Origin of the sequence: Tianweitania aestuarii, from assembly GCF_018457165.1 — a bacterium.
GTDB lineage: Bacteria > Pseudomonadota > Alphaproteobacteria > Rhizobiales > Rhizobiaceae > Tianweitania > Tianweitania aestuarii.
On sequence record NZ_JAFMNX010000003.1, the window covers coordinates 269,538 to 296,288 of the forward strand.

The following is a 26,751-nucleotide window of genomic DNA, read 5'->3' on the forward strand; positions in this document are numbered from 1 at the left end:
TCTCCTGCTCGGCCGGACGGACATGTCAGCCGGGGAAAAACGATAAAAACAATCGTGGCCATTTCCATCGGCAATGCGCTGGAATGGTTCGACCTCGCTGTGTACGGCTTTCTGGCCGCAACGATTGCGAAACTGTTCTTTCCGACCGGGAATGACGTTTATTCGCTTCTTCTGACGCTCGCCACCTTTGGCGTCGCCTTCATCATGCGGCCGCTGGGGTCCGTGGTGATCGGGGCCTATGCCGATCGCGCCGGGCGCAAGAAGGCGCTGACCCTGTCCATCACCCTGATGCTGATCGGCACGCTCGCGGTTGCGGTTGCGCCGACCTATGCTCAAGCTGGCCTGCTCGGGTCCGTAATCCTGGTTCTGGCGCGTCTCGTGCAGGGCTTTTCGGCTGGCGGTGAGTTCGGCTCGGCGACCGCATTCCTGTCGGAAATGAACCCGAAGAAGCGCGGTCTATATTCGAGCTGGCAGTTTGCATCGCAGGGTTTGGTGACGATCTTCGCTTCCGCCTTCGGTGTTTATCTGAGCACCGGCCTGACGCCCGAGCAGCTTGAAAACTGGGGCTGGCGCCTGCCCTTCATCTTCGGGCTCCTGATCGGCCCCGTCGCGATCTACATTCGCCGCAACATGCGCGAATCGGAAGAATTCGTGGATTTGAGCGAGCAAGGCGAGACGGGCACCCTTTCCGGCACCGTTTCCACGCAAAGACGCAATCTCCTGCTTTCGTTCGGGCTCGTGGTTCTTCTGACCACGATGGCGTATACCCTCCTCTTCCTGCCGGCCTATGCGGTCCGTCAGCTTGGCTTGCCTGCCGCCGCCGGGTTCACGGGCACGTTGATCATGGGTTTCATCCAGGTCGCCTTGACGCCTGTGTTCGGAGCCTTTTCTGACCGGATCGGCCGAACACCCACGATGCTCCTTGCTTCGCTGGCCATTCTGGTGGGCATCATCCCTGCCTTCATCTACCTCAACGGACATATCTCTGCCTTCAGCTTCCAGCTGGTTCTGGCAGGGCTTGCGGTGGCCATGGCGGCTTATTCCGGCCCACTGGCTGCGATGATGGCGGAGTTGTTTCCGACCCGTTCGCGTGGTGCCGGCTTGTCGATGAGCTATAGTTTCGCTGTGGCGATCTTCGGCGGCTTTGCACCGTTCATCATTGCCTGGATGATCGAGCTGACGGGCTCTAACCTGGCGCCGGCCATCTATCTGGCCTGTGCCGCGGCAATCAGCCTGGTGACGCTGATCTCAATTAGGCGCACCGGGCATCGCTGATGCTCCATCAAGATCGTGCCGGCGTGTGTCGGCATGATCTTGATGGGCACACGTCAGATCAGACCGCGAAGTAGTAGTTCACCAGATGGAAGAACAGCGGCGCTGCGTAGGTGACGGAGTCCATGCGGTCGAGCGCGCCGCCATGGCCTTCGATCATACGGCCCCAATCCTTGGCGCCCATCGAACGTTTCACAGCTGACAGAACGAGCCCGCCGCAGAAGCCGGCCAGCACGATCGCCAATGCCATGCCGGCTGCCTGCAGCGGCGTAAAAGGCGTGATCCAGAATAGGCCGGCACCCAGCAAGGTGGCAGCCAGGCCGCCGCCGACAAAGCCCTCCCACGTCTTATTGGGGCTGACTACGGGTGCGATTTTGTGTCGGCCGAACAGCTTGCCAAAGATGTATTGCAGCACATCACTGGCCTGGACCACGGTCACCAGGAAGAACAACAAGAGCACGCCCTTGTTTTCGAAGCCGGGGATACGCAGCAGCAGCAAAGCCGGTGCGTGACTGATGCAATACACCGTCAGCAGCAGGGCCCATTGAAGCTTGGCCGTTCGAGCCAGGAAGTCGTCGGTGTCGTGGCGAAGCACGGCCAGAACCGGCAGCAGCAAAAAGGCATAAACGGGAATGGCGATCGAAAACAGCGACTGCCAGTCGATCGCGATGAGCAGATATTGCAGCGGCAGAAAAACATAGAAGGCAAAGGCAAGCGCGCTGTGATCGCCCGCCTTGGTGGGCGTCAGCGAGATAAACTCACGCAAGCAGTAGAACGAGGTCAGCGCAAACAGCACGAGCGTGATGCCCTTACCGAAAACAAAGGCGACGGCAAAGATCGCGACCATCAGCCACCACGCCCGTATCCGTGCATTGAGGTTGTCGACCGTTGCGCGCGCTTCGGTGCTTTGGGCGCGACGGCCGAGGATCTGACCGATCAGGGTTGCGGTGGTGAGAACAGCGATGAGCCCGATAAAAAGGGTGACCAGCGTCGGATCCATCAGTTCACCTCCGCCAGCGCGACGATGGCCTCACGCGCACGCTCCAGAAACGCTTCCTTCGTTTCGCCGGCCTTGATGAAGAGTGGTGTGCCGAAGCGCACATGGCAGGAAATCGGAACCGGCAAAAAGGCACCGCGCGGAAACGCGCGTGACATGTTTTCAAGATAAACCGGCACGAGCTCGACCTGCGGGAAACGCGTGGCCAATCGAAACAGGCCCGACTTGAACGCTGCAGGCAGTTTCTCGCCGCCACGGGTCCCTTCCGGAAAGATGATCAGCGAGTGCCCGGATTGCAGAGTGTCTTCCAGTGGCGCAAGCGGATCCTGGCCGGATGCGGGCCCGCCGCCGCTCCGGTCAACCAATACAGCGTTCAGGAGATCAAGCGCCACAGCGCGGCGCAAACGCCCCTTGCCCCAATAGTCTGCCGCCGCAACAGGATGCGTCGTCGGGCGCAGGCGCGTCGGAATTGCTGCCCAAAGCAGGATCGTATCGAGATGGCTGCCATGGTTGGCAAAGTAGATGCGCTGCCGAAGGGATGGCTGCGTGCCGAGCCATTCCGGTCGCCCGCCAACAAGAAAGCGGGCCAGTCCGATCAGGATGTGGTCGATCATGCCCGGTCCTTCAAACGCGCGCTCATGCCACCGATGCGGCGTGCACAGGTCCATGCCGTGCCGGCGATGACTACGGCCAGGACGATGATCGGGCTGTAAAGCGTGTGCAGCAGCACGACTTCCAGGAAAGCCAGCACACCGCCGATCGTCAACGCGGCCATGCGCTGCGGCTTGGCCATCGGGCCGCGAAAATCCTGTCCAAACCCCAGAGACGCGCCGAATGCACGAAGATAGGCGGTCATCACAGCGAGAATGGCGGCGACATATCCGAGTTCCGGAAGACCGGCACCATAGCCGAAGCCGATAAGCAGGAAACTGTCTTCGAAGCGATCGGGGATCTCATTGAACAAGGCGCCCGTGGGCGACCCACGACCACCTTCCACTGCCACCATGCCGTCGAGCAGATTGCACAACAAGCGCAGTTGCACCATCAGCGCTCCCATAAGGAACAGCCAGGGGTGAAGAGGACCATAGGCGAAGGCGAGCCCACCGAGGGCCGCGAAAACAATGCCCGTGGCTGACACGGCATTCGGCGTGGCCGATGTCCTGAGAAGCAATCTCGCCAGCCCCTGTGCCCACCCGGTGCTCCGCGACGCTAAAGGCCGGCGATCAGCCGTAGCCTGCTCGTTCCCTCGTTCCGGCATCGCGTCCCCCATATGAGCCTCGGCTCACCCGATAGCCGGGTTCAATGGCGAAAACCAGTGTCGATGCCGCAGCGGCAAGTCGTGCGGGTAGTGTCCTCACCGCGTGACATGCCGGGGGTTGTTCAGCTACGACCTCCGGTGAGTGAAACACTGATTTTCCCATGGCGCAGAAGAAGAACCACGAAGTCGACTCCTGGCTGGCACGGCCCGACCGCACCGCCCGCATCGTGCTGGTGTATGGGCCCGACCGCGGCCTGGTCACCGAGCGTGCGCGCAAATTCGCGGTGGCCACCGGCATTGCTCTGGATGATCCCTTTGCTGTCGTCAGGCTCGATGCCGCTGAAATCGACTCCGATCCCGGGCGCTTGTTCGATGAGGTGAAAACCTTTTCGATGTTCAGCAGCCAGCGGCTGATCTGGATCCGTAATGCCGGAGCGCAAAAGGCGTTCGCCGATGCGATCAAGGATCTTGCCAAGGATCCGCCTGCCGACGCTTTGGTGCTGATCGAGGGTGGTGATCTCAAGAAAGGTGCTGGAGTGCGGGGCGTCGTGGAAACGGCGTTCAGCGGCATGGCTCTGCCTTGCTACAGTGACGACCCACGGGCGGTGGACACTTTGATCGATGAAGTCCTGCAACGATATAACTTACGCATTGCCCTGCCCGCGCGCACCCGCTTGAAGGCACTGCTTGGTGGCGATCGGCTGGCATCACGCGGCGAGATCGAGAAGCTTGCGCTTTACTGCCACGGCAAGTCGGAAATCCTGGAAGACGATGTCGCCTTGCTGATCGGCGATGTGTCGGCAACATCCGCCGATGATGCGCTCAATGCTGCGCTCAAAGGCGATGTTCCTGGCTTCCAGCAGGCGCTTCAACGCTTCAAGTCCGCAGGGGGTAACAGAACCACCCTGCTCCTGTCCGCACTGCGCCAGCTGCAGATTGTGCAAACCCTGCGCGCGGAAATGCAGACGTCCAATCGGCCTGCCGGCGCGGTAATCGGCTCGGCACGGCCGCCACTCTACTTTGATCGCAAAACCGCAGTGGAACGTGCTTTGACGCGCTTTTCACTGGCGCAAGCGTCGGCCGCCCTGCAACGCGTGCAGGCAGCCGTTTTGGAAAGCCGGCGCTATCCTGACCTCAGCGACTCGATTATCGAGCGCTGTCTTCTTGGCCTGACGCTGCACCGCTCCTGAAGGTGTTCGGGATCAAGCCTGAAGACGGCGGCAAAGCTCGTCGAGTTGTTCGAGCGAGCGGTAAGCGATCTTGATCTCGCCGCCCTTTTCCTTGTGCTGGATGGTCACGCGCAATCCAGTTTGATCCGACAGCATTTTCTCAAGCGCGAGCGTATCCGCATCCTTGGCGTTGTCATTGGTACGCGACGGCGTCGGCGTCTTGCTTTCGGGCGCTTGTGCCAGGGCCTCGGCCTGACGTACCGACAGGCCTTCTTCAACGATGCGCTTGGCCAGGCCTGAAGGATCAGCCGCCGTGACTAGGGTTCGTGCATGACCAGCCGACAGTGTGCCGCTGGTTAGCATGTCCTGGATGATGGTCGGGAGCTTCAACAAGCGCAGCGTATTGGCGACATGGCTGCGGCTCTTGCCGATGACCTGTCCGAGATCAGCCTGCGTATAGCTGTGTTCATCGATCAGTTGCTGATAACCCATTGCTTCTTCAACAGGATTGAGATCAGCACGCTGAACGTTCTCGACAATGGCAAGCTCGAGAGCAACGCGATCATCGACCTCACGGATCAGAACCGGAAGCTGCGTAATGCCAGCGCGCTGCGATGCCCGCCACCGGCGTTCGCCAGCGATGATCTCATAGGTTCCTTCTACGCGGCCCGGCCGCACGATGACCGGCTGCACGACGCCGTGTTCGCGAATCGATTGCGCCAGATCCGTCAGATCGTTCTCACCGAAGGTCCGACGCGGGTTGCGCGGGTTGGCGACTACCATCTCGATCGGTACAACACCATCAGCGCGCGCAACCGGCGCTTGTGTTTCCTCAGGCCGATCAATCTCGCCGATCAAAGCAGCCAAGCCGCGACCTAGGCGGCGTTTTCCGGTTTCTTCACTCATATCAAGCTGCCTTCAAACGCCGTTCGCGCCGGATGACCTCGGTGGCCAGTTGGAGATAAGCCTGGCTACCCGAGCATTTCAGATCATACAAAATGGCTGGTTTGCCATGGGAAGGCGCTTCGGAAATCCGCACATTGCGCGGAATGACCGTTTCATAAACCTTGTCGCCCATATGGGCTCGAACATCATCCACCACCTGGTTCGCCAGATTGTTGCGCCCATCATACATCGTCAGCACGATGCCTTGGATGATCAACTGCGGGTTGATCGTCTGCCGGACCATATCGACGGTTCGCAAAAGCTGGCTGAGACCTTCAAGTGCGAAGAACTCGCACTGCAACGGCACCAGAACCGAATCTGCGGCAGCCATGGCATTGATGGTCAAAAGGTTCAGCGAAGGTGGGCAATCCACCAAAACATAGGAAAAGAGATCCTGCGCATCGCCCAGCGCCGACTTCAAGCGCGTCGTGCGATCGGGGAGGGCAGCGATCTCCATCTCAACCCCAAGTAGGTCCATTGTGGATGGAACAATCCAGAGATTGGGAACGACTGTTTGGATGGCCACTTCAGAGAGCGGCGTCTTGTCTGCCAGAACATCATAAGAGGAGAGGGTGCGATCTTCCTTGTCGATCCCCAGCCCGGTGCTCGCATTGCCCTGCGGATCCAGGTCAACGATCAGCACGCGCTCACCAATGGCGGCGAGGGCAGTCGCAAGGTTAATAGCGGTGGTCGTCTTACCGACACCGCCTTTTTGATTGGCCAGAGTTATGATGCGCATTGGCTAACCACATTGAGTTTCGCGCCTACAGCCGTCGAACGGCAGTGATATCCAAAATCACGCTGTCGGAATCAACCAGGCTTGCGTGTTCTAACAGATCGAATGCCCACAGCCTACGCGCATCGGCCAACTCATCCTGAAATCCACGGCCTTTGTGCAAGAGGGCTCGGGATGATGGGCTTCCAAAGCCGTTCGTCCAGTCGAGCATACGGTCAAGCGGGGCGAATGCGCGTGCTGTGATGGTAGTCTCAGGTGCGCTGAGAAGGCTTGCGTCTAGTTCCTCAACACGTATCGTCAGAACCTCCGCGTTGAGATCTAAGGCAGCTATTGCCTGCCGGAGGTAAGCAGACTTCTTCACGTTGCTTTCAACTAGCGTGACCTTCGAACCCGATTTCGTCTCTAGCACCGCAATAACGAGAGCGGGAAAGCCACTTCCTGAGCCGAGATCGATCCATGACTTGGTTGAACCACGCCAGCGCCAAATCTGGGCGCTATCAAGAAAGTGGCGGTGCCAAGCTACGTTCAAAGTAGCTGGCGAAACCAGATTGATCGTCTTAGCCCACTTCAAGAAGAAAGCTTCCAGGCGAATCATCTTTTCAGCTGTTTCACGTGAAACGTCAGGTGCAATAGCCTGAAGTGATTCGATCTTTTCGCTCGGTGTCATATGGCAGCTTGCGTCCGATGAGCATGCGCCAAAACCAGCGACAGAGCAGAGGGCGTCATCCCCTCGATCTTCTGCGCCACAGCCAGAGAAGAAGGCTTCGTGGCGGTAAGCTTGGCTTTGAGCTCATTCGACAAGCCTGAGATGGCCGCGTAGTTCAGATCTAAAGGCAAGCTCCTGGCTTCCTCTCTTCGCAACATCGAAGCATCAGCTTCCTGGCGGTCGAGATAAACCGAGTATTTCGCCTTGATCTCCAACGCCTCTCTCGCTGCAACGCTCAAGGCACCGACTTCGGGCCAAACACGAATAACATCTTCGAGATCGATGCCGCTGCTGGAAAGCATATCAAAGGCCGACCTGACACGACCATCGAGGTTTACCTCCAGCCCTGATTGGCGAAGCTGGTTAGGTGATGCCTTCAGGGTCGAGAGAAGACTCATGCCACGGGCAATTTCATCCTCATATGTAATGTAAGCTGATGCACGCCGATTAGACGCAAGCCCCAACCTCGTCGCCATCGGCGTCAAACGTTCATCAGCGTTGTCGGGCCGAAGCGAGAGTCTGAACTCCGCTCGCGAGGTGAACATGCGATAAGGCTCACTCACGCCACGCGTGACGAGGTCATCCACCATCACGCCTAGGTAGCTTTCCGTGCGGCTCATACGAACCACGTTGTCTCCGCCAGCAGTGCGCGCGGCGTTCAGCCCAGCAAGAAGGCCTTGCGCCGCGGCTTCTTCGTAACCCGTCGTCCCATTGATTTGCCCAGCGAGGAACAAGCCGGGGAGGCGCTTGCATTCAAGCGAGTGATCCAGTTCGCGCGGATCGGCGTAGTCATACTCGATGGCGTAACCTGGCTGCAGAATGCGCGTATGTTCTAAACCTGGCATGGAATGGATGATTGCCTGTTGCACATCTTCAGGCAGAGAGGTGCTGATGCCGTTCGGATAAACTGTGTCATCGTCCAAACCTTCCGGTTCCAGGAAGACCTGGTGACCGTCACGATCGCCGAAACGTACCACCTTGTCTTCGATGGAAGGGCAGTAGCGTGGGCCAACGCCGGTGATTGAACCCGAATACATCGCCGAACGGTGCAGGTTCTCGCGAATGACGTTGTGGGTCATTAGCGTTGTCCGGGTAATGCCACAGGCAATCTGCGGCACCTCGATTTTAGCCGTCAACAATGAGAAAGGCTTTGGGTCCGCATCAGCTTCCTGTTTTTCAAGAGCGTCCCAGTTGATCGTTCTTCCATCCAGGCGGGGAGGGGTACCGGTTTTCAACCTGCCGAGTTGCAAGTGATCTCGGAGCCTAACGGAAAGCGCATTAGACGGTTGTTCGCCCACGCGACCCGCGGGCCAGGTACGATCCCCTAAGTGGATGATCCCGCCTAGAAAAGTACCCGTCGTGAGGACAACAGCACCACAAAAGAGTTCAGACCCGTCGGATAGAACAACACCAGAGACCCGCCCCTCATCAAGAACAAGATCGGCGACCTCGCCATCCAAAAGGGTTAGGCCTTCTTGTTCCTGCAATAGTGTCTGAATAGCCGACCGGTAGAGCTTTCGATCAGCCTGCGTGCGCGGTCCGCGAACGGCTGGCCCTTTGCGCCGGTTCAACATTCGGAACTGAATGCCTGATCGATCTGCGGCCCTGCCAATCAGGCCATCAAGCGCATCGACCTCGCGCACAAGGTGTCCCTTGCCCAATCCGCCGATCGCTGGATTGCACGACATCACCCCGATCTTAGTGACATCCATGGTGATGAGGGCTGTGCGGGCCCCGAGCCGAGCAGAAGCAGCAGCGGCCTCGCAGCCGGCATGACCGCCGCCAACCACAATGACATCATAGCTGTTGTTTGACATAGCTCTGTGTTTCACGTGAGTCATTTCCCGATACAGAAGCGTGAGAAGACAACATCTAAAAGATCATCGACGCCGATGACGCCGGTAATATGACCAAGATGGTCCGCTGCGATCCGCAATTCCTCAGCGCATAACTCGAGTGCAAGGTCTGGTACCTCAGCTCGACGAAGCGCATCGACTGTTTCGCGAAGATGGTGAATGTGCCTATCACGGCTCGGTAGAACTGAAGAGCCCCCAGCTTCAGCTTGAACCCGAACTTGAATCGCTGAAAGCAGCTCCGCAATCCCCTGATTTGAGCTGACGGATATAAGGAAATCGGCACCCGCCTGATTTCTCAATAGATCAGCTTTCGTCGCCACAAAAACGCTTGGACGCTCGCCGTCCAGTTGCTCAGGTCGAGAGGTGCCAGCGACATAGAGCTGGAGAACAAGATCGGCTTGTTGAACTGCCTCACGCGCTCGCTCGATGCCGATCCGCTCGACCTTGTTGTCTGTCTCGCGCAGCCCGGCTGTGTCGGTCAACACGACCTTGTAGCCGCCGAGATCCAGGGCAACTTCAATGAGATCTCTGGTTGTTCCGGCTTCATCTGAGACGATCGCAACATCACGGCGGGCAAGAGCGTTCAACAGGCTCGACTTCCCGACATTGGGCTCACCGACAATTACGACGCGAAAGCCGTCGCGTAAAATCTCGCCGGATCGCGCATGTCGAAGATGCTCTTCAATTGTCGAACTCAGGGCGTGAACCTGATCGAGCACGGTATCGGCAACAGAGCCGGGAACATCCGCTTCATCCGCGAAATCGAGATCGGCTTCGATCAGGGCCCGTGCTTCGATCAGCCTCGAGCGCCAATTCGAGTAGAGCGCATCTTGCTGCCCACCAGCGTTGCGAATGGCAAAGCGGCGCTGCGCTTCTGTCTCGGCTGAGATGAGATCTGCTACGCCTTCAGCAGCAGTCAGATCCATACGGCCATTGATAAAGGCGCGCCGGGTGAACTCACCGGCTTCAGCAGGTCGTGTTCGGGGATAGGCGCCAATCGCATCGAGAACCGCACGAAGAACGGCTTTGCCCCCATGAAGGTGCAGTTCGACCACTGGCTCCCCGGTGAAGCTTGCTCCTTCGGGAAAGAACAAGGTGAGGGCGCGGTCAAGCGTTTCACCAATTGGATCCTTCAAGGTCAGCAAACGAGCGACGCGTGGTTCAACACTCCGCCCGCTCAAATCTGCCAGGATTGTCTCGGCATTCGATCCGGAAATGCGGACAACGGCAATGCCAGCCGGCAAGGCGCCGGAAGAGAGAGCGTAGATCGTGTCGCTTGCATGGGCCATCAGAATGGAAAAGGCCGGTTCAACCCGGCCTTCGTCCTCATCAATGTTGCGGAACCGAATCGATTACGTATTCATCGATTCGAAGAATTCGGAATTGGTCTTCGTCTGCTTCAACTTGTCGATCAGGAACTCGATGGCGTCGGTCGTGCCCATCGGCGCCAAGATGCGGCGAAGCACGAAGATCTTCTGCAGATCCTGACGCGCAATGAGGAGATCTTCCTTACGTGTTCCGGACTTTAGAATGTCCATGGACGGGAAGATGCGCTTGTCAGCGACCTTGCGGTCGAGCACGATTTCCGAGTTGCCGGTGCCCTTGAACTCTTCGAAGATCACTTCATCCATGCGGCTGCCCGTGTCGATCAGCGCGGTCGCAATGATCGTCAGAGAGCCACCTTCTTCGATGTTACGGGCAGCACCGAAGAAGCGCTTCGGCCGCTGCAACGCGTTTGCGTCCACGCCGCCGGTCAGCACCTTGCCCGATGACGGCACGACCGTGTTGTAGGCACGACCAAGACGTGTGATCGAATCGAGCAAGATCACGACGTCGCGGCCGTGCTCCACCAGGCGCTTGGCCTTCTCGATCACGATCTCTGCAACCTGAACGTGACGCACGGCCGGTTCGTCGAAGGTCGAGGACACGACCTCACCCTTCACCGAACGCTGCATATCCGTGACTTCTTCCGGACGCTCGTCGATCAGAAGAACGATCAGGTAGCATTCGGGATGGTTGGTCGTAATGGAATGCGCGATATTCTGCATCAGCACGGTCTTACCCGTACGTGGCGGTGCGGTGATCAGCGCGCGCTGTCCCTTGCCGATCGGCGCCACGAGATCGATCACACGCGGCGAGATATCTTTCGTCGTCGGATTGTCGATCTCCATCTTCAAACGCTGGTTGGGATATAGCGGCGTCAGATTGTCGAAGTGGATCTTGTGGCGGATCTTTTCAGGATCATCGAAATTGATCGTGTTGACCTTGAGGAGGGCGAAATAGCGTTCGCCTTCCTTCGGGCTGCGGATTGGCCCTTCAACCGTGTCGCCGGTCTTCAGCGAAAAGCGACGGATCTGGGAGGGCGAGATGTAGATATCGTCGGGGCCCGGAAGATAGTTGGCGCTTGCGGAGCGCAGAAAGCCGAAGCCGTCCTGCAGAACCTCGACCACGCCGTCGCCGATGATCTCGACTTCCTGCGCAGCCAATTTCTTCAAAATGGCGAACATCAGTTCCTGCTTGCGCAGAACGCTGGCGTTCTCGACTTCGAGCGTTTCAGCAAAAGCGACGAGTTCCGCCGGCTTCTTGCTCTTGAGCTCCTGGAGTTTCATTTCCTGCATGGGGAACCTAGTGGGGATCAGATATGGGGAGTGAAGGTGCCGGCGCTTTCGGTGGAATGCAGCCTGCGGCGTCGAACGAAGAACAATCGGCGCTTACAAAGGAGGGAGGGCCTCCACATAGCTCTGTCTGTGCGACCACGCAAGATGGCTTGAAGCGATTCCTGAGTGCCTCAGAACGGCTTCACGATCACCAGGATCACGATCAGCACCATCAGCAAAGTTGGAACCTCGTTGATCATCCGCCAGTGCCGAGACGGACGCAGGTTCTGATCCGCTTCGAAGCGGCGTTGGGCTGCCGTGAGGTAGCCGTGCAGGCCTGAAAGAACCAGCACAAGCGCGATCTTGGCATGCAACCAGCCACCGGAAAACGCGAAGACGCGCCAGGCCAGCCAAATCCCGAAGATCCAGGTCACGATCATCGCGGGATTGATGATGGCGCGCAGCAAACGCCGTTCCATCACCTTGAACGTTTCCGATTGCGGCGTGCCGATCTCCGTATCCGCATGATACACGAACAAGCGGGGCAAATAGAACATCCCGGCCATCCAGGAGATCACGGCCATGACGTGGATGGCCTTGGCCCAGGGATAGAACCCGTCGCCAGCCAAGGCGAACAAGAGCGCCAAGCCGGCCGCCGAAATGAGGATCGCCAGAACCCCGCGCATCGCCTCGATCCTCGCTTACAACCCGGCTCGTACCTGATCCACCATCGCCTGCACATGAGGGATCGGGGTTTGCGGCGTGATGCCGTGGCCGAGATTGAAGATCAGCGGACCAGAGCCGAGTTGCTCGAGGATCCCCGCGACACCTTCGCGCAGCGCTTCGCCGCCGGCTACCAGTCGCTGGGGATCGAGATTGCCCTGAACGGCACCATCGCGCTGCAGGCTGGCGGCCTGGCTCAGCGGCACGGACCAATCAAGCCCGAGCGCGGTCACGCCTGTCTTCTGCCGATATTGCCCGTACAGCATGCCGGCACCTTTCGGGAAACCGATGATCGGGACATCAGGGAAACGGGCGCGCACTTTGCCGACGATCCGCGCCATCGGCTTCACGCACCAGCGCTCGAACGAAGCTTCGTCGAGCACGCCCGACCAGGAATCGAAGATCTGCACGACATCCGCGCCTTCCTCGATCTGGCGGATGAGATACTCGGCCGAATGATCGGCAACGGTATTCAGGAGCTTCTCGAACAAATCAGGATACTGGAACGAGAACAAACGAGCCGGGGCCTGATCCGTCGTGCCATGTCCGGCGATCATATAGGTCGCAATCGTCCAGGGAGCGCCGCAGAAGCCGATCAGTGTGGTTTGGGGGGGCAGGGCACCACGCAGCCGTCGAACCGTCTCGTAGACCGGCGCCAGATGTTCGTGGAAGCGAGAACCGTCGAGTTCGGCGATCTCTTCCGGTCTGATCGGCGTCATCAGCGGACCGCGTCCTTCCTCGAAGCGTAGATCGCGTCCCAGCGCATGAGGAACCACGAGGATATCCGAAAACAGGATCGACGCATCGAAGCCGAAGCGGCGGATCGGCTGCAGTGTCACTTCAACGGCAAAGTCGGGGTTGTAGCAGAGATCGAGGAAACTACCTGCCTTCTGACGCAGCTCTCGATACTCGGGAAGATAACGGCCTGCCTGGCGCATCATCCAGATCGGAGGCGGAAAGGCGGTTGAACCCTTTAGTACCTCGACTACCACGCGTCGCGGCGCTTCCATTCCTGCCATCCTAATAAAGAAAATATCTTATCTAAGAGTCTTTTGTTTCTATGACTCTGTTCGTAACGGGAGTTCAACATTACCCACACTTCCCGCGTCGATGCGTCACTGCCGAAGCGCGGCGGGGAAGAATGGGCAGGCAACATGTCAATCACGGGGATAACTGCAAATTCCGTTTGCAAGTCAACGGCTTGTTTGAAGCCTGTTTAATCGGATTTGCAAACCCGGTATGAACAAGCCGACGTCGTCCACGATCTCCCCAGCCATCACGTAACCATTGCCCGATCGTCGTGAATTGTGGACAAATCGGCCTCTATCCCGCCTGCTCTTCCACAGGCCTCCGAACCGTCCCGCCTTTTCCACAGAACCCCACAGGACAGGCTAAAGAGTGTGAGCAAGCCGCAAAGCTACTTCCATTTGCATCTGATCTCTGATGCGACCGGCGAGACTCTCCTCGCCGCAGGTCGCGCGGCGGCGTCGCAATACAAGGATGCGCGCGCCATCGAGCACATCTATCCGCTGATCCGCACCACCAAACAGGTCGAAAAAGTGCTGGAAGAGATCGAAGCCGAGCCCGGCATCATTCTTTACACGATGGTGGATCAGGACCTTGCGGCGATCATCGATGCGCGCTGCGCGGCGATGGGCCTGCCTTATGTATCTGTTCTGGAACCGGTGCTGACCGTTTTTCAATCCTATCTCGGAACGCCGGCCGGCCGCCGCGTCGGAGCGCAGCATGTGCTGGATGCCGATTACTTCCGCCGCATCGACGCGCTGAATTTTACTATGGAACATGACGACGGCCAGCTGCCGCCGAATATGAACGATGCCGACATCATCCTCATCGGCATTTCCCGCACATCGAAGACGCCAACCAGCATCTATCTCGCCAATCGCGGCATCAAGACCGTCAATATTCCGATCGTCTTGGGCGTACCAATGCCCGACAGCCTGGCCAAAGCCACGAAACCGCTGATCGTCGGCCTGATCGCCTCGGCCGAACGCATCTCGCAGGTCCGCGAAAACCGGCTGCTCGGCTCTACGCCCAGCTTCGACATCTCGTCTTATACGGACCGCTCCCAGATTTCCGCAGAGCTCGCTTATGCCCGCCAGATCTGCAGCCGGCACGGCTGGCCGATGATCGATGTCAGCCGCCGTTCCATTGAAGAGACCGCCGCCGCCATCGTTGCCTTGCGCGGGAAGACACGTTAGCCCCGGGTTTGGAGGACCCTTGCCATGACGCAGATCATACTCGCTTCCACCAGCCCGTTTCGCTTGAAGATGTTGCGCGACGCAGGCCTTACCGTCGAAGCCGTTCCTTCGGACATCGATGAGCGCGCGATCGATTCGACGCTTGAAAACACCGGCGTCACGCCGGCTGAGGTCGCAAACATCCTTGCCGAAGCGAAAGCCGTCAGTGTCAGCGAGAACTATCCGGATGCCGTTGTGATCGGCGCCGACCAGACCTTGTCGCTTGGAGATCAGATCTTCCACAAGCCGGCCGACATGGAAGGCGCGCGCCGCCACCTGCTTGCGCTGTCGGGTAAAACCCATGAACTGAACAGCGCCGTCGTGATTGCGCGCGCTGGTGTGCCAGTCTGGCGAACCGTCTCGGTGGCGCACATGACGATGCGCAAGCTTGAACCGGCTTTCATCGGCCGCCATCTCAGCCATGTCGGCGACAAGGCGCTGCAAAGCGTAGGCGCTTACCAGGTCGAAGGTGCGGGCATTCAGCTGTTCGAGACAATCGAGGGCGATTATTTCACCATCGTCGGCCTGCCGCTGCTGCCGTTGCTTTCAGCCTTGCGCGAACAAGGAGCCATCGATGGCTGATCGCAGGGCCTTTGTCGCAGGGTTTCCGATCGCCCATTCCCGCTCCCCGATGATCCACAATCATTGGCTGAAGGCCTTGAACCTTCCGGGTTCCTACGAGCGCGTCGAAGTCACGCCCGATGCCTTCGCCGATTTCATCGCACAGCTGCGGGCCGGTGTCTTTGTCGGCGGCAATGTCACGATCCCCCACAAGGAAGCGGCGTTCCAGCTGGTTGATCGCCGTGATGAAGCGGCCGAAGCGATCGGCGCCGTCAACACGCTGTGGATGGAGGGCGAAACACTGTGGGGCGGCAACACCGACGCTTACGGCTACGCCGCCAACATGGATGCGCGAGTTTCGGGCTGGGATCAATGCGAGACAGCGGTGGTGCTGGGCGCAGGCGGAGCCGCGCGCGCCATCATCCATGCGTTGCAGATACGCAAGGTGCCGTCGATCCGGATCGTCAATCGCACCCTCGCGCGGGCGCAAAGCCTGGCAGATCATTTCGGCAACGGCGTTTCCGCTCACGGCGAGGATGAAACGAACGATCTGCTTGGCGATGCCGGCCTCGTAGTCAACACAACCTCACTGGGCATGAAGGGAACTCCCGGCCCGGATCTCGATCTCGATCACCTGCCGCAAACCGCCGTTGTGTCCGACATCGTGTATGTGCCGCTGCAAACGCCATTGTTGCGCGAAGCCGCGCAGCGCGGTTTGCGCGGGGTGGATGGGCTCGGCATGTTGCTTCATCAGGCCGTTCCCGGCTTCGAGCGTTGGTTCGACATGCGGCCAATCGTCGATCAGGCGCTCTATGATCTGGTTGCCGCAGATGTGGAAAAGGCCGCATGATCATTCTCGGTCTCACCGGCTCGATCGGCATGGGCAAATCCACAACGGCCCAGATGTTTCGCGATGAAGGCGTGCCGGTGCATGACTCCGACGAAACGGTTCATCGCCTTTATGCCCGCAAAGCGGTCCCGCTGATCGACAAGGCCTTTCCTGGAACGGTGGTGGATGGCGTCGTTGATCGCACAAGGCTGGCCGCCGCGGTGCTCAACAACCCAGCCGAGCTGAAGCGGCTGGAGGCGATTATCCATCCGCTCGTTCGCGCTGAAAGCGAAAGCTTTTTGGATACCGCTCGCCAAGCGGATGCACCTGTGGCCGTGCTCGATATTCCGCTCCTGTTCGAGACCCATGGCGAAGATCGGGTCGACAAGATCGTCGTTGTGAGTGCATCGCCCGACATTCAACGTGAACGGGTTCTGGCACGTCCGACGATGACGGAAGCCAAGTTTGCGTCTATTCTGGCGAAGCAGTTGCCCGACATGGAAAAGCGCCGACGCGCCGATTACGTCATCGACACGAGCATGGGGCTGGAGCCAGCACGCGCCGCCGTTCAGGCGATCCTGAAAGAGCTTGGCTCAGCGTCTGAGATCATTGCTTCCAGCTGAATGCAAAGCTGCACCAACGTTTGAACGAATTAGAACGGACCCGAATCGATGCGCGAAATCATCTTCGATACCGAAACCACCGGCCTCGATCATCGCGAAGATCGTGTTATCGAAATCGGCGGCATCGAACTGGACAACCGCTTTCCAACCGGCCGCAGCTTCCACGTCTATATCAATCCGCAAGGGCGCGAGATCCATCCGGAAGCGCAGGCTGTGCATGGCATTTCAGCCGATCACCTCGCCGACAAGCCGCACTTCCCGCATATCTGCGACGACTTCCTGAGCTTCATCGAAGGTGCCAAGCTCGTGGCGCATAACGCCACCTTCGACATCAACTTCATCAATGCCGAATTCGCGCGCCTCGGCCATCCTGCCGTGGAGCCGATCCGCATTGTCGATACGCTGGCCATGGCCAAGCGCAAGCATCCGATGGGGCCGAACTCCCTGGATGCGCTGTGCCGTCGATATGGTATCGACAACAGCCGCCGCACCAAGCACGGAGCGCTCCTCGACGCCGAACTGCTGGCCGAAGTCTATATCGAACTGATTGGTGGCAAGCAGGCAGCGCTCGGTCTCGAGATCTCGCTGTCGGGCAACAATGGCGATACGGACACCGCCATCATGCTCGAAACGCGCCCTCGTCCGCGTGCTTTGACCCCGCGTTTGAGCGAGGCCGAACGCGAAGCGCATGCCGCGCTCGTCGCAGGGCTTGGCGAAAAGGCCATCTGGAACAGCTTGCCCGGGGCTGCAGAACAAGCAGCCTGATTGGCATGAAAGAAAAGCCCGCGATCATCGCGGGCTTTTCTCATTCAGTTTTATGCAAAGCGGCTTAGCTGACCTGAACTTTGCTCTTCGCCTGTTCCTCGGCCATTTTCTGCTGGAACATCTGGGCGAAATCGATCGGATCGAGCAGCAGCGGCGGAAAGCCGCCATTGCGCGTGGCGTCGGCAAGGATCTGACGCGCGAAGGGGAACAGCAGGCGCGGGCATTCGATGAACAGCACCGGCAGCATGTGTTCCTGCGGGAAACCTTCGACGCGGAATACGCCGCCGTAAACCAGCTCCACGTTGAACAGGACGTCCTTTTCCTCGCCGGCCTTGGCCGACAGGGTCAGGGTCACGTCATATTCCTTGTCGCCGATCGGGTTGGCGCCAACATTCACGTTGATGCCGATATTGGGCGACTGGTTGCGGCCGCGCAGGGTGTTCGGTGCACCTGGATTCTCGAAGGACAGGTCCTTCACATACTGAGTCAGGATGTTGAGCGATGGCGCCGCCGCGCCATTGGCAGGGGCGCCGGTAGGCGCAAAAGGCTTGTCGGACATATCATTCCCTAACGTTTCGGGCTAAAACACACCCGCTTTCAGACGTGCCGCGTGGCTAACATGATTGCCGTTTCGGTGACAAGCGCAGCGCGCTCAGTCGCGGCGATCGTCATCATGCTGGATCCAGGGGCTCGAACCGGGCTTGCCATCAGATGCGCGCGGTTCGGTTCGGTGAAACTCTTCATCATCCAGATCCACCACCCGATCAGCCGGCGCGCGACGGCCGCGGAAACCGCGCACATTGGTAACAACAGTCAGCTTGTTCTTGAGCAGGTTCCAGGCACCATCGCGGACCGCCGGGATGAACAAGAGCAAGCCCAGGATATCCGTGACGAACCCCGGCAGCAGAAGAAGAATGCCGGCCAGCAGGATCATGAAGCCATGCAGCACTTCACGGCCGGGAACCCGGCCCGCCGCCTGTTCGGTGCGCATGCGGGCGATCATGCCGAAGCCCTGCACCCGCATCAAACCGATACCGACCACGCCGGACAGAAGAATGAGGCCGAGCGTCGGCAATACGCCGATGGCATCGCCAACGAGAATGAAGACGGCGATTTCCAGAAGGATGTAGCCGAGGAAGATCAGGGGAAAAATGGACAGGCGCACCGTGGCGTCGACCCTTTTGTTCAAGGACAAAATCAGCATCCCGGTCAGGATGATCCCCCAGATATGGGAACGCCTTTCGGGAATTTGAATGATGCCCTAGCGCATTCTATATGGAAAGGATGCAATGGATGTGGGACAGCATCCGATAGGTCAGGCGATCGGCGGGATGCCGACGCAGCAAAACAGGAGCCGACAGGCGTCAGAGATGGAATATTTCGATCTGGGCACGATCCTCTTCATCGTCGCGGCTGCCGTGATTTTCTATCAGCTGCGCAACGTGCTTGGACGCCGCACCGGCAAAGAGCGCCCGCCGTTCGACCCTTATACCGCAGCGCGCAAGCGCAGCCCTGATCCGGCGCAGGGGTCCGAGAATGTCGTTTCCCTGCCGCGCAAGCAGAAGCCGGCAGCGGAGGTGGCGGCTGAAAATTATGCCGCGATCGACGCGCTGACCAAGCCCGGCAGTGAGGCCAACACCGGTCTGCGCGCCATCCGCGACGCCGATCCATCGTTTGAAGCCGCCGGCTTCGTCGACGGCGCCAAGATGGCTTATGAAATGATCGTGACCGCTTTTGCGGAAGGCGATCGCAAGACGCTCAAGAACCTCCTGTCCAAGGAAGTCTATGACGGCTTCGTTGCGGCTATAAGTGAGCGCGAAAAGCGCGATGAGAAGATCCAGTCGTCTTTCGTCGGCATCAACAAGGCTGACATCGTTGGCGCGGAACTGAAGGGTTCGGAAGCGCATGTGACGCTGCGGATCGTGTCCGAGCTGATTTCGGCGACGCGCGATGCGGCGGGCGAGGTGATCGACGGCAATCCGGAAACGGTCGCCGAGGTCAAGGATGTCTGGACCTTTGCCAGGGATACACGGTCGCGCGATCCGAACTGGAAGCTGGTCGCTACCGAAGCCGAAGACTGAGCGGCGCTTCGGTTCTCGTGTTCGATCATGCAGCCCGCAGCCACCCTCCAGCGCACGGATTTTGCCGACCTTGGCGGATGGGCTGCGGACACGTTTGTTGACGCGCTTCGTGCGTTTCAACGCTCGGCTTTGCATGCGAAAACAAAGGCTTACCGGACGGGAAGCCTGGGTCTTGGGCCTGCCGATTTCGCCGAAGCCTACCAGTCAGCCCTGGCTCTGAACGATGCGGATGAGGAAGCGGCGCGGCGTTTTTTCGAGACGAACTTCGTGCCGTTTCGGATCAGGCCGGGCGAAGGGGAAGACGGTTTCGTCACCGGCTATTTCGAGCCGATCGTGGAAGCATCGCGGCATCGCACCGATGTGTTTTGCTACCCGCTTCTGAGGCGGCCGGACGACCTGATTGACCTCGACGATACAAATCGTCCCGCCGACCTCGACCCGCAATTTATGTTTGGACGTCAAACAGATAGCGGCATCGTCGCCTATCATGATCGAGGCGAGATCGAGACCGGGGCGCTGGCGGGGCGCGGGTTGGAAATGGCCTGGCTGGCCGACGAGTTCGAGACCTTTTTGATCCACGTGCAAGGCGCGGCGCGATTGCAGTTTCCTGACGGGGAACAGCGCGTGACTTATGCCGCCAAGAGCGGTCATCCCTTTACCGGACCGGGCAAAGTGCTGGTTGATATGGGTGTCTTGCAACGCGAAACGGTCGATTTAAATGGCATCAGAACCGCCATTCGACGATTTGGCAAAGAGCGTTCGCGCATTTTGCGGCACAATCGGTCCTATATCTTCTTCCGTGAGGCCGAGGTCGACGATCCCGAGCTTGGACCGATCGCAGCCGCCAAAGTGCCGCTGACGCCCGGACGGTCGCTGGCGGTGGATCGCCTCATTCACACTTTCGGGACGCCGTTTTTTATCCACGCCCCCAAACTCACCCAGGTTGATTCGCAGCCGTTCGCGCGGTTGATGATTGCGCAGGACACGGGATCGGCGATCGTGGGTCCGGCGCGCGGCGATCTGTTTATCGGCTCTGGTGAGGCCGCTGGTGAGATCGCCGGCGTCATCAAGCAACAGGCCGCCTTCACGATCCTCGTGCCGAAGCTGGCTGCGGAGCGGTTTGGTTGATGAAGCGCCCCCTTAAACCTCTGTCCGATGAAGATCGCATCCTGTGGCACACGGTGGCGTCCACCGCGACGCCGATGAAAGGCAAGGCGCTGCCGCTGGAATCGCTGCCGACGAGGGATGTCGACCCGACCGACGGCAACCAGAGTTCCGCAGAGCGCTTCGCCGCCGACCTCGATCGCGCGCCTGCTGTCAAGCGACCGGCTGCCACCATGACGGCGCCGCGCCAGGTCATCGATCGTCCCACGCGCGAAAAGCTTGCGAAGGGCAGGGTGGTGATCGATGGCAAGATCGATCTGCATGGCCTGACGCAAAGCGAAGCGCATTCCATGCTGCTCGGCTTTCTGCATCAGGCCTACGCGCATGACCGCCGCCATGTGCTGGTTGTGACCGGCAAGGGCGCGTCGTTTGGCAGTGAAGGCATCCTGAAGCGCGCTGTACCGGCCTGGTTTGCGACGCCGGCCTTCAGAACGCTGGTCGGCGGTTATCACGATGCGGCGCGCCATCACGGCGGAACGGGCGCGCTTTACGTTCGGCTAAGGCGGCGCACGGCGTGACGCCGTTCGGTGCACGATTGCGCCAGCTGCGGCAGGCGCGCGGCGTCGAGCAAAAGGAAATGGCGGCCGCCCTTGGCGTGTCCGCTTCCTATCTCTCGGCCCTCGAACATGGGCGACGGGGCAAGCCGACCTGGGTCATGATCCAGAAGATCATCGGCTATTTCAACGTGATCTGGGATGAAGCCGACGATCTGCAGCGACTGGCGGAAATCTCGGATCCGCGGGTGGTAATCGATACAACCAACCTTGCGCCGGAAGCGACCGCGCTGGCCAACCATCTTGCAGCGCAGATCCGGACCTTGTCGCCCGAACGGATCGCAGCCATGCAGACCGTTCTCGACAAGCCGGCGAAAGCTACGTCGAAGTAGCTTTCGGTTTCGCCAGAGAGGACGACGATGAAAGAACGGTGCTGTCTAGAACAGGGCCTGAAGATCGGCGATGCGGTCGTTCACCAGCCAGCCGTAATAGTTTTCTTCCGGCAACCGCTCTGCTTCGCCGCGCGCACGCCGCTGGGCGTTTTCCGCTTTCAGGGCCGAGGCCCGCGCTTCCGGCTGGCCGACATTATAGAGCGTGGCGGTGATGCCCGGATTGTTCGAGATGTCGAAGCCGACGCGGCGATAGGCATCGATCGACTTCTTCAAGGTCGCGGCGACATAGGGCAGCGTCTTGTCGGGATCCATGATCGTTTCATAGACCTGCGAGGGGTTGGACGCATCGAGCTTCGGCAAACCCGACACACGATGAACCAAATCGCTCATTTGAAGCGCAGTCAGCGGGTTCAACTGCCCGAGGCCGAAGGTCTGTCCGGCATAGAAAGGCTGGAAGAAAACGGCTCCGAATCGATCGTTCGGGAACTTGGTGCCGCCGACAGTCTTGCCGGCGAACTTGCTGTTCCACACACGCTCGCGGCAGTTCCACAGCGCATAGCTTTCCCCGATCGACTGGCATGACGCAAATTCGGGACGCTGCACGAAACGGTCCACGGTTTCGCCGTCATATTTGAAGGCGAAGCTCGAGCCGAGATAGGACGTGGCCTTCACGTAATAGGTTTGCAGCCGGTCATAGGCATCGACATTATAGGTGTGCTCACCCACGATCGCGCCGGCAATATGGATCGGGGCGATGCCATAGGCGCGCCCGGCCTGGATGATCTTGGCTCGCAGCGCCTTGTCGGTCTGCAGGAGCTTCAGGACCTTGCGATATTTGTTTTCATAGGTGGTGCTCAGGGCCGCCGTGCGGCGCGCCGAGCCACCGGGCACACCGGGCTGTTCGGCATTGCGGTTGCCGGCAGGCACTTGCGTGATGGCGTAAGCCGGCGCCGCAAGAAGAAGGCTGAGCACGACAATGCAGACCCTGCGCATGGAAACGCTGCTTTCCCTGGAGCTGACCAACCGCTGAGCCATGCCGAAGCCGGGCTCGAAATGAGGAAGGCCGGGCGAACCCGGCCTTTTCGTTTGTTAAAGAATAAAGCGCGACAAGTCTGTGTTCTTGGCCATGTCGCCGACATGCTTCATGACATATTCCGCATCGATCGTGACCGATGTGCCACCCTGGTCGGGTGCGGTGTAGGAAATCTCGTCCAGCACCCGTTCCATCACCGTCGACAAACGCCGTGCGCCGATGTTCTCGACATTGGCGTTGAGATCCACCGCAATGCCGGCGAGCTGGTCGATCGCATCGTCGGTGAAGTCGAGCGTGACGCCTTCGGTGTTCATCAAGGCGATATACTGCTTGATGAGGCTGGCTTCGGTTTCGGTCAGGATGCGGCGGAAGTCGTCCTTTTCCAAAGCGCGCAGCTCGACGCGGATCGGCAAACGACCCTGAAGCTCGGGCAGGAGGTCGGACGGCTTGGCGACATGGAACGCGCCGGATGCGATGAACAGGATATGGTCGGTCTTCACCGGCCCATACTTGGTCGCAACCGTCGTGCCTTCCACCAGCGGCAGCAGATCACGCTGCACGCCTTCGCGCGACGGACCGGTGCGGCTGTCGCTGCCGGCAACCTTGTCGATCTCGTCGAGAAAGACGATGCCGTCATTCTGGGTGGATTCGATCGCGCGCTGCGTGACTTCTTCCTGGTCGAGCAGCTTGTCGCTCTCGTCGTTTATCAGGAAGTCGTAGCTTTCCTTGACGGTGGTGCGGCGCGTCTTGGTTCGGCCGGCACCCATCTTCGACATCAGGTCGCTGATGTTGAGCACGCCGACATTGGGCATGCCGGGAACCTCGAAGCCGCCCGGTGAGCCGGTATCGGCCACTTCGATCTCGATTTCCTTGTCGTCCATCTCGCCGTCGCGCAGCTTCTTGCGAAATGAGTCCCGCGTGGCCGGGCTGGCGGTCTTGCCGACAAGCGCTTCGAGAACGCGTTCTTCGGCGTTCACATGGGCGCGCGCCTTGACGTTTTCACGCATCTTTTCGCGCTGCAGGCCGATGGCGACTTCAACGAGATCGCGGATGATCTGCTCGACATCGCGGCCGACATAACCGACTTCGGTGAACTTGGTGGCTTCGACCTTGATGAAAGGCGCACCGGCAAGCTTGGCGAGGCGGCGCGAGATCTCGGTCTTGCCGACGCCGGTCGGCCCGATCATCAGGATGTTCTTCGGCATCACCTCTTCACGCATCGAGCCTTCGAGCTGCTGGCGGCGCCAGCGATTGCGCAAGGCGATGGCGACGGCGCGCTTGGCGTCCTTCTGGCCGATGATGAAGCGATCGAGTTCGGAAACGATCTCGCGGGGAGAGAAATTGGTCATGGGAGATGCTTAGGTTCTGAACGGAGGGATTCTGAAGGGAGGCAGTTTGCTGAGAACGGATGTGGGGAGCGTCGAGCCGATGATCAAGCGGCGGATGCGCTGCCAGCCGGCGCCGAACAGGATCACCAGCGAGCCGACAACCAGAAGAATGAGCGCAAAGGGCGGGATGCCCGTGGTGTTGGCGGCCGAGTGAACGAGGTAATAGATCCCGAGCGTACCGAAGTAAGCCAGCGTCGGCACCAGCAGCGACCGTCGATCGATGGCGAGCGCGACATAAACGAAGCCGATGATGAGGAGGGTGAGCATCACGGTGGCGTCGGTGCCCGGTTCGATGCGCCCGAAGGCGATGTCCTGGCCGGTCGCCATGATGAAGAGCGGATGCACCAGCATGGGTGCGGACACGACATGCAGCCAGAAGGCGCAGTCGGACCAGATCGTGCGGCGCTCGCGGTCATGCAGATCGAGCGCAACCGCCGTGGCAAAGATCAGCAGGCCGCAGACCAGCGGCATGTAAAGGGCGGCGCGCACGAGTTCCGGCCCGTCCTGCAGGCTGGGCGGGGCGACCGTGCCCGATGTGACGCCGTCGTAGAGCATGAGCGCGGTTTGCAGAAAGGCGAGCAGCGTTGCCGCGATCGCCACCACGCCGGCGAGAATGGGAACGCGAAAGCGCCAGAAGTAGAGGGCGGCCGCCAGGATGACGCCGCCGAGCACGAGGTAGCCGGCCTGAGACACCGGCCCGCGCATGGCAATCAACGCCCACAGGCTATCGGGCATTCGGATGCCCAGACCGGCTTGCACGGCAAGCACCAGCAGGACGGTGCCGGACGCGGCAAACAGCAAAGCGAGAACGGTGGATGACAGCTTCATGCGATGCTGGCGCGTCACCACTTCCGCAACGATCCAGGCGAAAAGGCCGAGCGCTGCCGCAATCAGAAGCGGGCGTCCGGCAAGGATGGTGTTGAGCACGAAATAAAAGCCGGCGGTCAGAAGCACGGTGCCGACGGTGACGAAGAGGTCGTTGCCGCCGCCGATCAGGCGCAGGTTTTCTTCGTCGCTTTGTTCGGTCTCGCCACTCGCTGGCCCGGCTTCCATCGCAAGAAGGCGATCGCGCTGGTCAGCCGAGATTACGCCGGACGCGGTTGCGGCTTCAAGCGTGGCCAGGCTGATCGTGCTGGTCGGGGCGGTGTTCTGGCCGGTCTTCAACTCACAGCGCCCCTTGCCATGCTTTCACGGCATCGAGCGGATAGACCAGCATGAGGACGTTGAGGGTGAGATTGTCGCGGATCAGGAAGCCGACAACCAGTTCGGCAATGATGGCCAGCGTGATCGTGGCCCATACCGGAAGGCGCCAGGCCAGAACAAAGCCCGCCACCATGAACACCGTGTCCATCACCGAATTGACGATGGAATCGCCGTCGTAATCGAGCGAGATGGTGCCTTCGCGATAGCGGTTGATCACCCAATCGGTGTTTTCCACGAGCTCCCAGGCGATCTCTAGACCGGCGGCGAGCGCAAGCCTGGTGCCGAGCGACGCGCGGGGAAACAGGAAGCGCATCAGGGCGTAAAACAGGAAGCCGTGGATGATGTGGGAAAAGGTGTACCAGTCCGAAAGGTGCTGCGAGTTCTCCGAAGAGTTCACCACACCGTGCCACAGCTTCACATATCCGCATTCGCAGATCGGCACGCGCCCCATCGCGTAAAGCGTGATCGCCTGGATGACGATCAGACCCACAACGAGGAGCGCCCCCGTTTTCCAGGCGGAGCGGGGAGAGGAGGGTGGCGTGGCGGCTTTCATGCTGGCTCCGGCAATGAAGAACGAGAACGTCGGTCTTCATTGCATGGAGGAAGCCTGTTCGTCAGCTGTCATCCTGCTGATCGAGGTTCGGCTGATCAAGGTCGGCGGGTGCTTCGCGCCGCATCAGAACAACCGCGCCTTCCATTTCCGCGCGGCGCTCGACTTCCGTGAAGCCGGCCTTGGTGGCAGCGCGGATCGCACCGGTGTTGTCGGGATGCGGATCGACGATCAGCTGCGGCGCGCCTTCTTCGAACAGCTGTTCGCTAACCTGGGCAAGGATCGCCGCGCCGTGGCCTTTGCCGATCATCGCGGGGTCGCCGATGGTGAGATCGAGCCCGAGCGTGCCGAACGGCTGATCCTGATAGGGATGATCGTCTTCCATATGAGGATCATAGATCTCGAGATAGGCGATCGGCTGGCCGTCGAGCTCGACGATCACCGGCTCGGTGTCGACGCCTTCGGCCGCTTCGATGATTTCTTCGAGCGAGCCGGTCACATCATCGCCCCACCAGGCCGAAACATGCGGCTGGCGCAGCCAGCTTTCCAGAAGCGGCAGGTCGTCGGGTGTAACGGCGCGAAGGTCGTAGGTGAACTCAGTCAATGTCGACGCTTTCCAGAATGACGCTGTTGTTGGTGTAAACGCAGATTTCGCCGGCGATCTGCATGGCCTTGCGGGCAATGGCTTCCGCGTCCTGATCGGTGTCAAACAAAGCGCGCGCCGCCGCAAGCGCATAATTGCCGCCCGAGCCGATCGCCATCACGCCATGTTCGGGTTCGAGCACGTCGCCGGTGCCGGTAAGCGCCAGCGAAACATTCTTGTCGGCCACCAGCATCATGGCTTCGAGCCGGCGCAGATACCGGTCGGTGCGCCAGTCCTTGGCGAGATCGACGCAGGCGCGGGTCAGCTGTTCGGGATATTGCTCGAGCTTGGCTTCGAGCCGCTCCAGCAGGGTGAAGGCATCCGCCGTGGCGCCGGCGAAACCGGCAATGACGTTGCCCTTGCCGAGCCGGCGCACCTTTCTGGCATTGCCCTTCATGACGGTCTGACCCAGGCTGACCTGGCCGTCGCCGGCGATCACAACCTTGTTTCCCTTGCGCACGGTGACGATCGTCGTGCCGTGCATGATGATTTCGTTGCTCATAAC

At 59.8% G+C, this 26,751-nt stretch carries 30 protein-coding genes; 11 read left to right on the forward strand and 19 right to left on the reverse strand.

All coding sequences use genetic code 11. From position 1 onward, the window contains the following. Window positions 1-54: 54 nt before the first annotated feature. The gene (locus JYU29_RS13120) at window positions 55-1,275 is read left to right on the forward strand and encodes an MFS transporter (protein ID WP_213985264.1); all 1,221 of its coding nucleotides are present in this window, start codon (window positions 55-57) and stop codon (window positions 1,273-1,275) included. A gap of 58 nt (window positions 1,276-1,333) precedes the next feature. On the opposite strand, the gene JYU29_RS13125 is transcribed toward JYU29_RS13120, so the two are convergent. Genes JYU29_RS13125 through JYU29_RS13135 form a run of 3 tightly spaced genes read right to left on the reverse strand, consistent with a single transcriptional unit; the run spans window position 1,334 to window position 3,440 of the window. Further along, entirely contained in the window at window positions 1,334-2,272 is a 939-nt protein-coding gene (locus JYU29_RS13125) for a phosphatidate cytidylyltransferase (protein WP_213985265.1), read from the reverse strand. Further along, a complete protein-coding gene (locus tag JYU29_RS13130) occupies window positions 2,272-2,883 on the reverse strand; it encodes a lysophospholipid acyltransferase family protein (protein WP_213985266.1) in 612 nt (203 codons plus the stop codon). The genes JYU29_RS13125 and JYU29_RS13130 overlap by 1 nt, the downstream gene beginning before the upstream one ends. Next, on the reverse strand, window positions 2,880-3,440 hold the full coding sequence (locus JYU29_RS13135) for a CDP-alcohol phosphatidyltransferase family protein (protein ID WP_250157438.1): 561 nt from the start codon (window positions 3,438-3,440) through the stop codon (window positions 2,880-2,882). Before JYU29_RS13135 ends, JYU29_RS13130 begins: the two co-directional genes overlap by 4 nt. 248 nt (window positions 3,441-3,688) lie before the next feature. Between JYU29_RS13135 and holA the strand changes: the two genes are divergently transcribed. Continuing rightward, window positions 3,689-4,717 carry a DNA polymerase III subunit delta gene (gene holA / locus JYU29_RS13140; RefSeq protein ID WP_213985268.1) on the forward strand — a complete coding sequence of 343 codons (1,029 nt, stop codon included), beginning with the start codon at window positions 3,689-3,691 and terminating at the stop codon, window positions 4,715-4,717. 12 nt (window positions 4,718-4,729) lie between these two features. On the opposite strand, the gene JYU29_RS13145 is transcribed toward holA, so the two are convergent. The 8 genes from JYU29_RS13145 to hemE form a co-directional block, all read right to left on the reverse strand. Beyond that, on the reverse strand, window positions 4,730-5,602 hold the full coding sequence (locus JYU29_RS13145; protein ID WP_213985269.1) for a ParB/RepB/Spo0J family partition protein: 873 nt from the start codon (window positions 5,600-5,602) through the stop codon (window positions 4,730-4,732). Between the two features lies 1 nt (window position 5,603). Further along, window positions 5,604-6,380 carry a ParA family protein gene (locus tag JYU29_RS13150; protein ID WP_213985270.1) on the reverse strand — a complete coding sequence of 259 codons (777 nt, stop codon included), beginning with the start codon at window positions 6,378-6,380 and terminating at the stop codon, window positions 5,604-5,606. 25 nt (window positions 6,381-6,405) lie between these two features. Then, complete coding sequence (gene rsmG / locus JYU29_RS13155) at window positions 6,406-7,044, reverse strand: 16S rRNA (guanine(527)-N(7))-methyltransferase RsmG (protein WP_213985271.1); 639 nt, start codon at window positions 7,042-7,044, stop codon at window positions 6,406-6,408. Further along, window positions 7,041-8,900 (reverse strand): tRNA uridine-5-carboxymethylaminomethyl(34) synthesis enzyme MnmG, encoded by a 1,860-nt coding sequence (mnmG, locus tag JYU29_RS13160; protein WP_213985272.1) that lies wholly within the window; start codon window positions 8,898-8,900, stop codon window positions 7,041-7,043. Before mnmG ends, rsmG begins: the two co-directional genes overlap by 4 nt. Window positions 8,901-8,920: 20 nt before the next feature. Next, a complete protein-coding gene (gene mnmE / locus JYU29_RS13165) occupies window positions 8,921-10,228 on the reverse strand; it encodes a tRNA uridine-5-carboxymethylaminomethyl(34) synthesis GTPase MnmE (protein ID WP_213985273.1) in 1,308 nt (435 codons plus the stop codon). 63 nt (window positions 10,229-10,291) lie between these two features. Beyond that, entirely contained in the window at window positions 10,292-11,557 is a 1,266-nt protein-coding gene (gene rho, locus JYU29_RS13170; protein ID WP_213985274.1) for a transcription termination factor Rho, read from the reverse strand. A gap of 170 nt (window positions 11,558-11,727) precedes the next feature. Continuing rightward, the gene (gene hemJ, locus JYU29_RS13175) at window positions 11,728-12,222 is read right to left on the reverse strand and encodes a protoporphyrinogen oxidase HemJ (protein ID WP_213985275.1); all 495 of its coding nucleotides are present in this window, start codon (window positions 12,220-12,222) and stop codon (window positions 11,728-11,730) included. 15 nt (window positions 12,223-12,237) lie between these two features. Further along, entirely contained in the window at window positions 12,238-13,269 is a 1,032-nt protein-coding gene (gene hemE / locus JYU29_RS13180; protein WP_213985276.1) for a uroporphyrinogen decarboxylase, read from the reverse strand. A 390-nt stretch (window positions 13,270-13,659) separates the two neighbouring features. Between hemE and JYU29_RS13185 the strand changes: the two genes are divergently transcribed. From JYU29_RS13185 to dnaQ, 5 genes are read left to right on the forward strand one after another with little or no spacing between them, the layout of a single operon-like run. After that, the gene (locus tag JYU29_RS13185; protein ID WP_213985277.1) at window positions 13,660-14,481 is read left to right on the forward strand and encodes a pyruvate, water dikinase regulatory protein; all 822 of its coding nucleotides are present in this window, start codon (window positions 13,660-13,662) and stop codon (window positions 14,479-14,481) included. Window positions 14,482-14,505: 24 nt separating this feature from the next. After that, a complete protein-coding gene (locus JYU29_RS13190; RefSeq protein WP_213985278.1) occupies window positions 14,506-15,102 on the forward strand; it encodes a Maf-like protein in 597 nt (198 codons plus the stop codon). Next, a complete protein-coding gene (locus tag JYU29_RS13195; RefSeq protein WP_213985279.1) occupies window positions 15,095-15,931 on the forward strand; it encodes a shikimate dehydrogenase in 837 nt (278 codons plus the stop codon). Before JYU29_RS13190 ends, JYU29_RS13195 begins: the two co-directional genes overlap by 8 nt. Then, window positions 15,928-16,533 (forward strand): dephospho-CoA kinase, encoded by a 606-nt coding sequence (gene coaE, locus JYU29_RS13200; RefSeq protein ID WP_213985280.1) that lies wholly within the window; start codon window positions 15,928-15,930, stop codon window positions 16,531-16,533. Before JYU29_RS13195 ends, coaE begins: the two co-directional genes overlap by 4 nt. A 48-nt stretch (window positions 16,534-16,581) precedes the next feature. Beyond that, complete coding sequence (gene dnaQ / locus JYU29_RS13205; protein WP_213985281.1) at window positions 16,582-17,298, forward strand: DNA polymerase III subunit epsilon; 717 nt, start codon at window positions 16,582-16,584, stop codon at window positions 17,296-17,298. A gap of 64 nt (window positions 17,299-17,362) precedes the next feature. Here the strand turns inward: dnaQ and secB are convergent, their stop codons facing one another. Together secB and JYU29_RS13215 are read right to left on the reverse strand one after the other, a co-directional pair. Continuing rightward, window positions 17,363-17,857 (reverse strand): protein-export chaperone SecB, encoded by a 495-nt coding sequence (gene secB, locus JYU29_RS13210; protein ID WP_213985282.1) that lies wholly within the window; start codon window positions 17,855-17,857, stop codon window positions 17,363-17,365. Window positions 17,858-17,950: 93 nt separating this feature from the next. Further along, a complete protein-coding gene (locus JYU29_RS13215; protein WP_250157439.1) occupies window positions 17,951-18,493 on the reverse strand; it encodes an FxsA family protein in 543 nt (180 codons plus the stop codon). A 175-nt stretch (window positions 18,494-18,668) separates the two neighbouring features. On the opposite strand from JYU29_RS13215, the gene JYU29_RS13220 reads away from it, so the two are divergent. Genes JYU29_RS13220 through JYU29_RS13235 form a run of 4 tightly spaced genes read left to right on the forward strand, consistent with a single transcriptional unit; the run spans window position 18,669 to window position 21,429 of the window. Continuing rightward, complete coding sequence (locus tag JYU29_RS13220) at window positions 18,669-19,379, forward strand: Tim44/TimA family putative adaptor protein (RefSeq protein WP_213985283.1); 711 nt, start codon at window positions 18,669-18,671, stop codon at window positions 19,377-19,379. 27 nt (window positions 19,380-19,406) lie between these two features. Continuing rightward, window positions 19,407-20,507, forward strand: a complete 1,101-nt coding sequence (mltA, locus tag JYU29_RS13225; RefSeq protein WP_213985284.1) for a murein transglycosylase A — start codon at window positions 19,407-19,409, stop codon at window positions 20,505-20,507. Then, on the forward strand, window positions 20,507-21,061 hold the full coding sequence (locus tag JYU29_RS13230; protein ID WP_213985285.1) for a Smr/MutS family protein: 555 nt from the start codon (window positions 20,507-20,509) through the stop codon (window positions 21,059-21,061). Before mltA ends, JYU29_RS13230 begins: the two co-directional genes overlap by 1 nt. Then, entirely contained in the window at window positions 21,058-21,429 is a 372-nt protein-coding gene (locus JYU29_RS13235; RefSeq protein ID WP_213985286.1) for a helix-turn-helix domain-containing protein, read from the forward strand. The genes JYU29_RS13230 and JYU29_RS13235 overlap by 4 nt, the downstream gene beginning before the upstream one ends. A 45-nt stretch (window positions 21,430-21,474) precedes the next feature. Here JYU29_RS13235 and JYU29_RS13240 read toward each other — a convergent pair whose 3' ends face one another. The 6 genes from JYU29_RS13240 to hslV form a co-directional block, all read right to left on the reverse strand. Beyond that, window positions 21,475-22,422, reverse strand: coding sequence for a DUF1402 family protein (locus JYU29_RS13240; RefSeq protein WP_213985287.1), 948 nt, complete (start codon window positions 22,420-22,422; stop codon window positions 21,475-21,477). A 96-nt stretch (window positions 22,423-22,518) separates the two neighbouring features. Beyond that, on the reverse strand, window positions 22,519-23,811 hold the full coding sequence (gene hslU, locus JYU29_RS13245) for an ATP-dependent protease ATPase subunit HslU (RefSeq protein ID WP_213985288.1): 1,293 nt from the start codon (window positions 23,809-23,811) through the stop codon (window positions 22,519-22,521). Between the two features lie 9 nt (window positions 23,812-23,820). Beyond that, on the reverse strand, window positions 23,821-25,014 hold the full coding sequence (locus tag JYU29_RS13250; protein WP_250157440.1) for a hypothetical protein: 1,194 nt from the start codon (window positions 25,012-25,014) through the stop codon (window positions 23,821-23,823). A gap of 1 nt (window position 25,015) precedes the next feature. After that, on the reverse strand, window positions 25,016-25,606 hold the full coding sequence (locus JYU29_RS13255; RefSeq protein WP_213985289.1) for a DUF2585 domain-containing protein: 591 nt from the start codon (window positions 25,604-25,606) through the stop codon (window positions 25,016-25,018). Between the two features lie 61 nt (window positions 25,607-25,667). Further along, window positions 25,668-26,207 carry a GNAT family N-acetyltransferase gene (locus JYU29_RS13260; RefSeq protein ID WP_213985290.1) on the reverse strand — a complete coding sequence of 180 codons (540 nt, stop codon included), beginning with the start codon at window positions 26,205-26,207 and terminating at the stop codon, window positions 25,668-25,670. Then, window positions 26,200-26,748 (reverse strand): ATP-dependent protease subunit HslV, encoded by a 549-nt coding sequence (gene hslV, locus JYU29_RS13265; protein WP_213985291.1) that lies wholly within the window; start codon window positions 26,746-26,748, stop codon window positions 26,200-26,202. Before hslV ends, JYU29_RS13260 begins: the two co-directional genes overlap by 8 nt. Window positions 26,749-26,751 lie beyond the last annotated feature (3 nt).

Coding starts and splice junctions, on each gene's coding strand:
- JYU29_RS13125 (WP_213985265.1), bottom strand. CDS start 2,272: ATGGATCCGACGCTGGTCACCCTTTTTATCGGGCTCATCGCTGTTCTC.
- JYU29_RS13130 (WP_213985266.1), bottom strand. CDS start 2,883: ATGATCGACCACATCCTGATCGGACTGGCCCGCTTTCTTGTTGGCGGG.
- holA (WP_213985268.1), top strand. CDS start 3,689: ATGGCGCAGAAGAAGAACCACGAAGTCGACTCCTGGCTGGCACGGCCC.
- JYU29_RS13145 (WP_213985269.1), bottom strand. CDS start 5,602: ATGAGTGAAGAAACCGGAAAACGCCGCCTAGGTCGCGGCTTGGCTGCT.
- JYU29_RS13150 (WP_213985270.1), bottom strand. CDS start 6,380: ATGCGCATCATAACTCTGGCCAATCAAAAAGGCGGTGTCGGTAAGACG.
- rsmG (WP_213985271.1), bottom strand. CDS start 7,044: ATGACACCGAGCGAAAAGATCGAATCACTTCAGGCTATTGCACCTGAC.
- mnmG (WP_213985272.1), bottom strand. CDS start 8,900: ATGTCAAACAACAGCTATGATGTCATTGTGGTTGGCGGCGGTCATGCC.
- mnmE (WP_213985273.1), bottom strand. CDS start 10,228: ATGGCCCATGCAAGCGACACGATCTACGCTCTCTCTTCCGGCGCCTTG.
- rho (WP_213985274.1), bottom strand. CDS start 11,557: ATGCAGGAAATGAAACTCCAGGAGCTCAAGAGCAAGAAGCCGGCGGAA.
- hemJ (WP_213985275.1), bottom strand. CDS start 12,222: ATGCGCGGGGTTCTGGCGATCCTCATTTCGGCGGCCGGCTTGGCGCTC.
- hemE (WP_213985276.1), bottom strand. CDS start 13,269: ATGGAAGCGCCGCGACGCGTGGTAGTCGAGGTACTAAAGGGTTCAACC.
- JYU29_RS13190 (WP_213985278.1), top strand. CDS start 14,506: ATGACGCAGATCATACTCGCTTCCACCAGCCCGTTTCGCTTGAAGATG.
- JYU29_RS13195 (WP_213985279.1), top strand. CDS start 15,095: ATGGCTGATCGCAGGGCCTTTGTCGCAGGGTTTCCGATCGCCCATTCC.
- coaE (WP_213985280.1), top strand. CDS start 15,928: ATGATCATTCTCGGTCTCACCGGCTCGATCGGCATGGGCAAATCCACA.
- dnaQ (WP_213985281.1), top strand. CDS start 16,582: ATGCGCGAAATCATCTTCGATACCGAAACCACCGGCCTCGATCATCGC.
- secB (WP_213985282.1), bottom strand. CDS start 17,857: ATGTCCGACAAGCCTTTTGCGCCTACCGGCGCCCCTGCCAATGGCGCG.
- JYU29_RS13220 (WP_213985283.1), top strand. CDS start 18,669: ATGGAATATTTCGATCTGGGCACGATCCTCTTCATCGTCGCGGCTGCC.
- mltA (WP_213985284.1), top strand. CDS start 19,407: ATGCAGCCCGCAGCCACCCTCCAGCGCACGGATTTTGCCGACCTTGGC.
- JYU29_RS13230 (WP_213985285.1), top strand. CDS start 20,507: ATGAAGCGCCCCCTTAAACCTCTGTCCGATGAAGATCGCATCCTGTGG.
- JYU29_RS13240 (WP_213985287.1), bottom strand. CDS start 22,422: ATGCGCAGGGTCTGCATTGTCGTGCTCAGCCTTCTTCTTGCGGCGCCG.
- hslU (WP_213985288.1), bottom strand. CDS start 23,811: ATGACCAATTTCTCTCCCCGCGAGATCGTTTCCGAACTCGATCGCTTC.
- JYU29_RS13255 (WP_213985289.1), bottom strand. CDS start 25,606: ATGAAAGCCGCCACGCCACCCTCCTCTCCCCGCTCCGCCTGGAAAACG.
- hslV (WP_213985291.1), bottom strand. CDS start 26,748: ATGAGCAACGAAATCATCATGCACGGCACGACGATCGTCACCGTGCGC.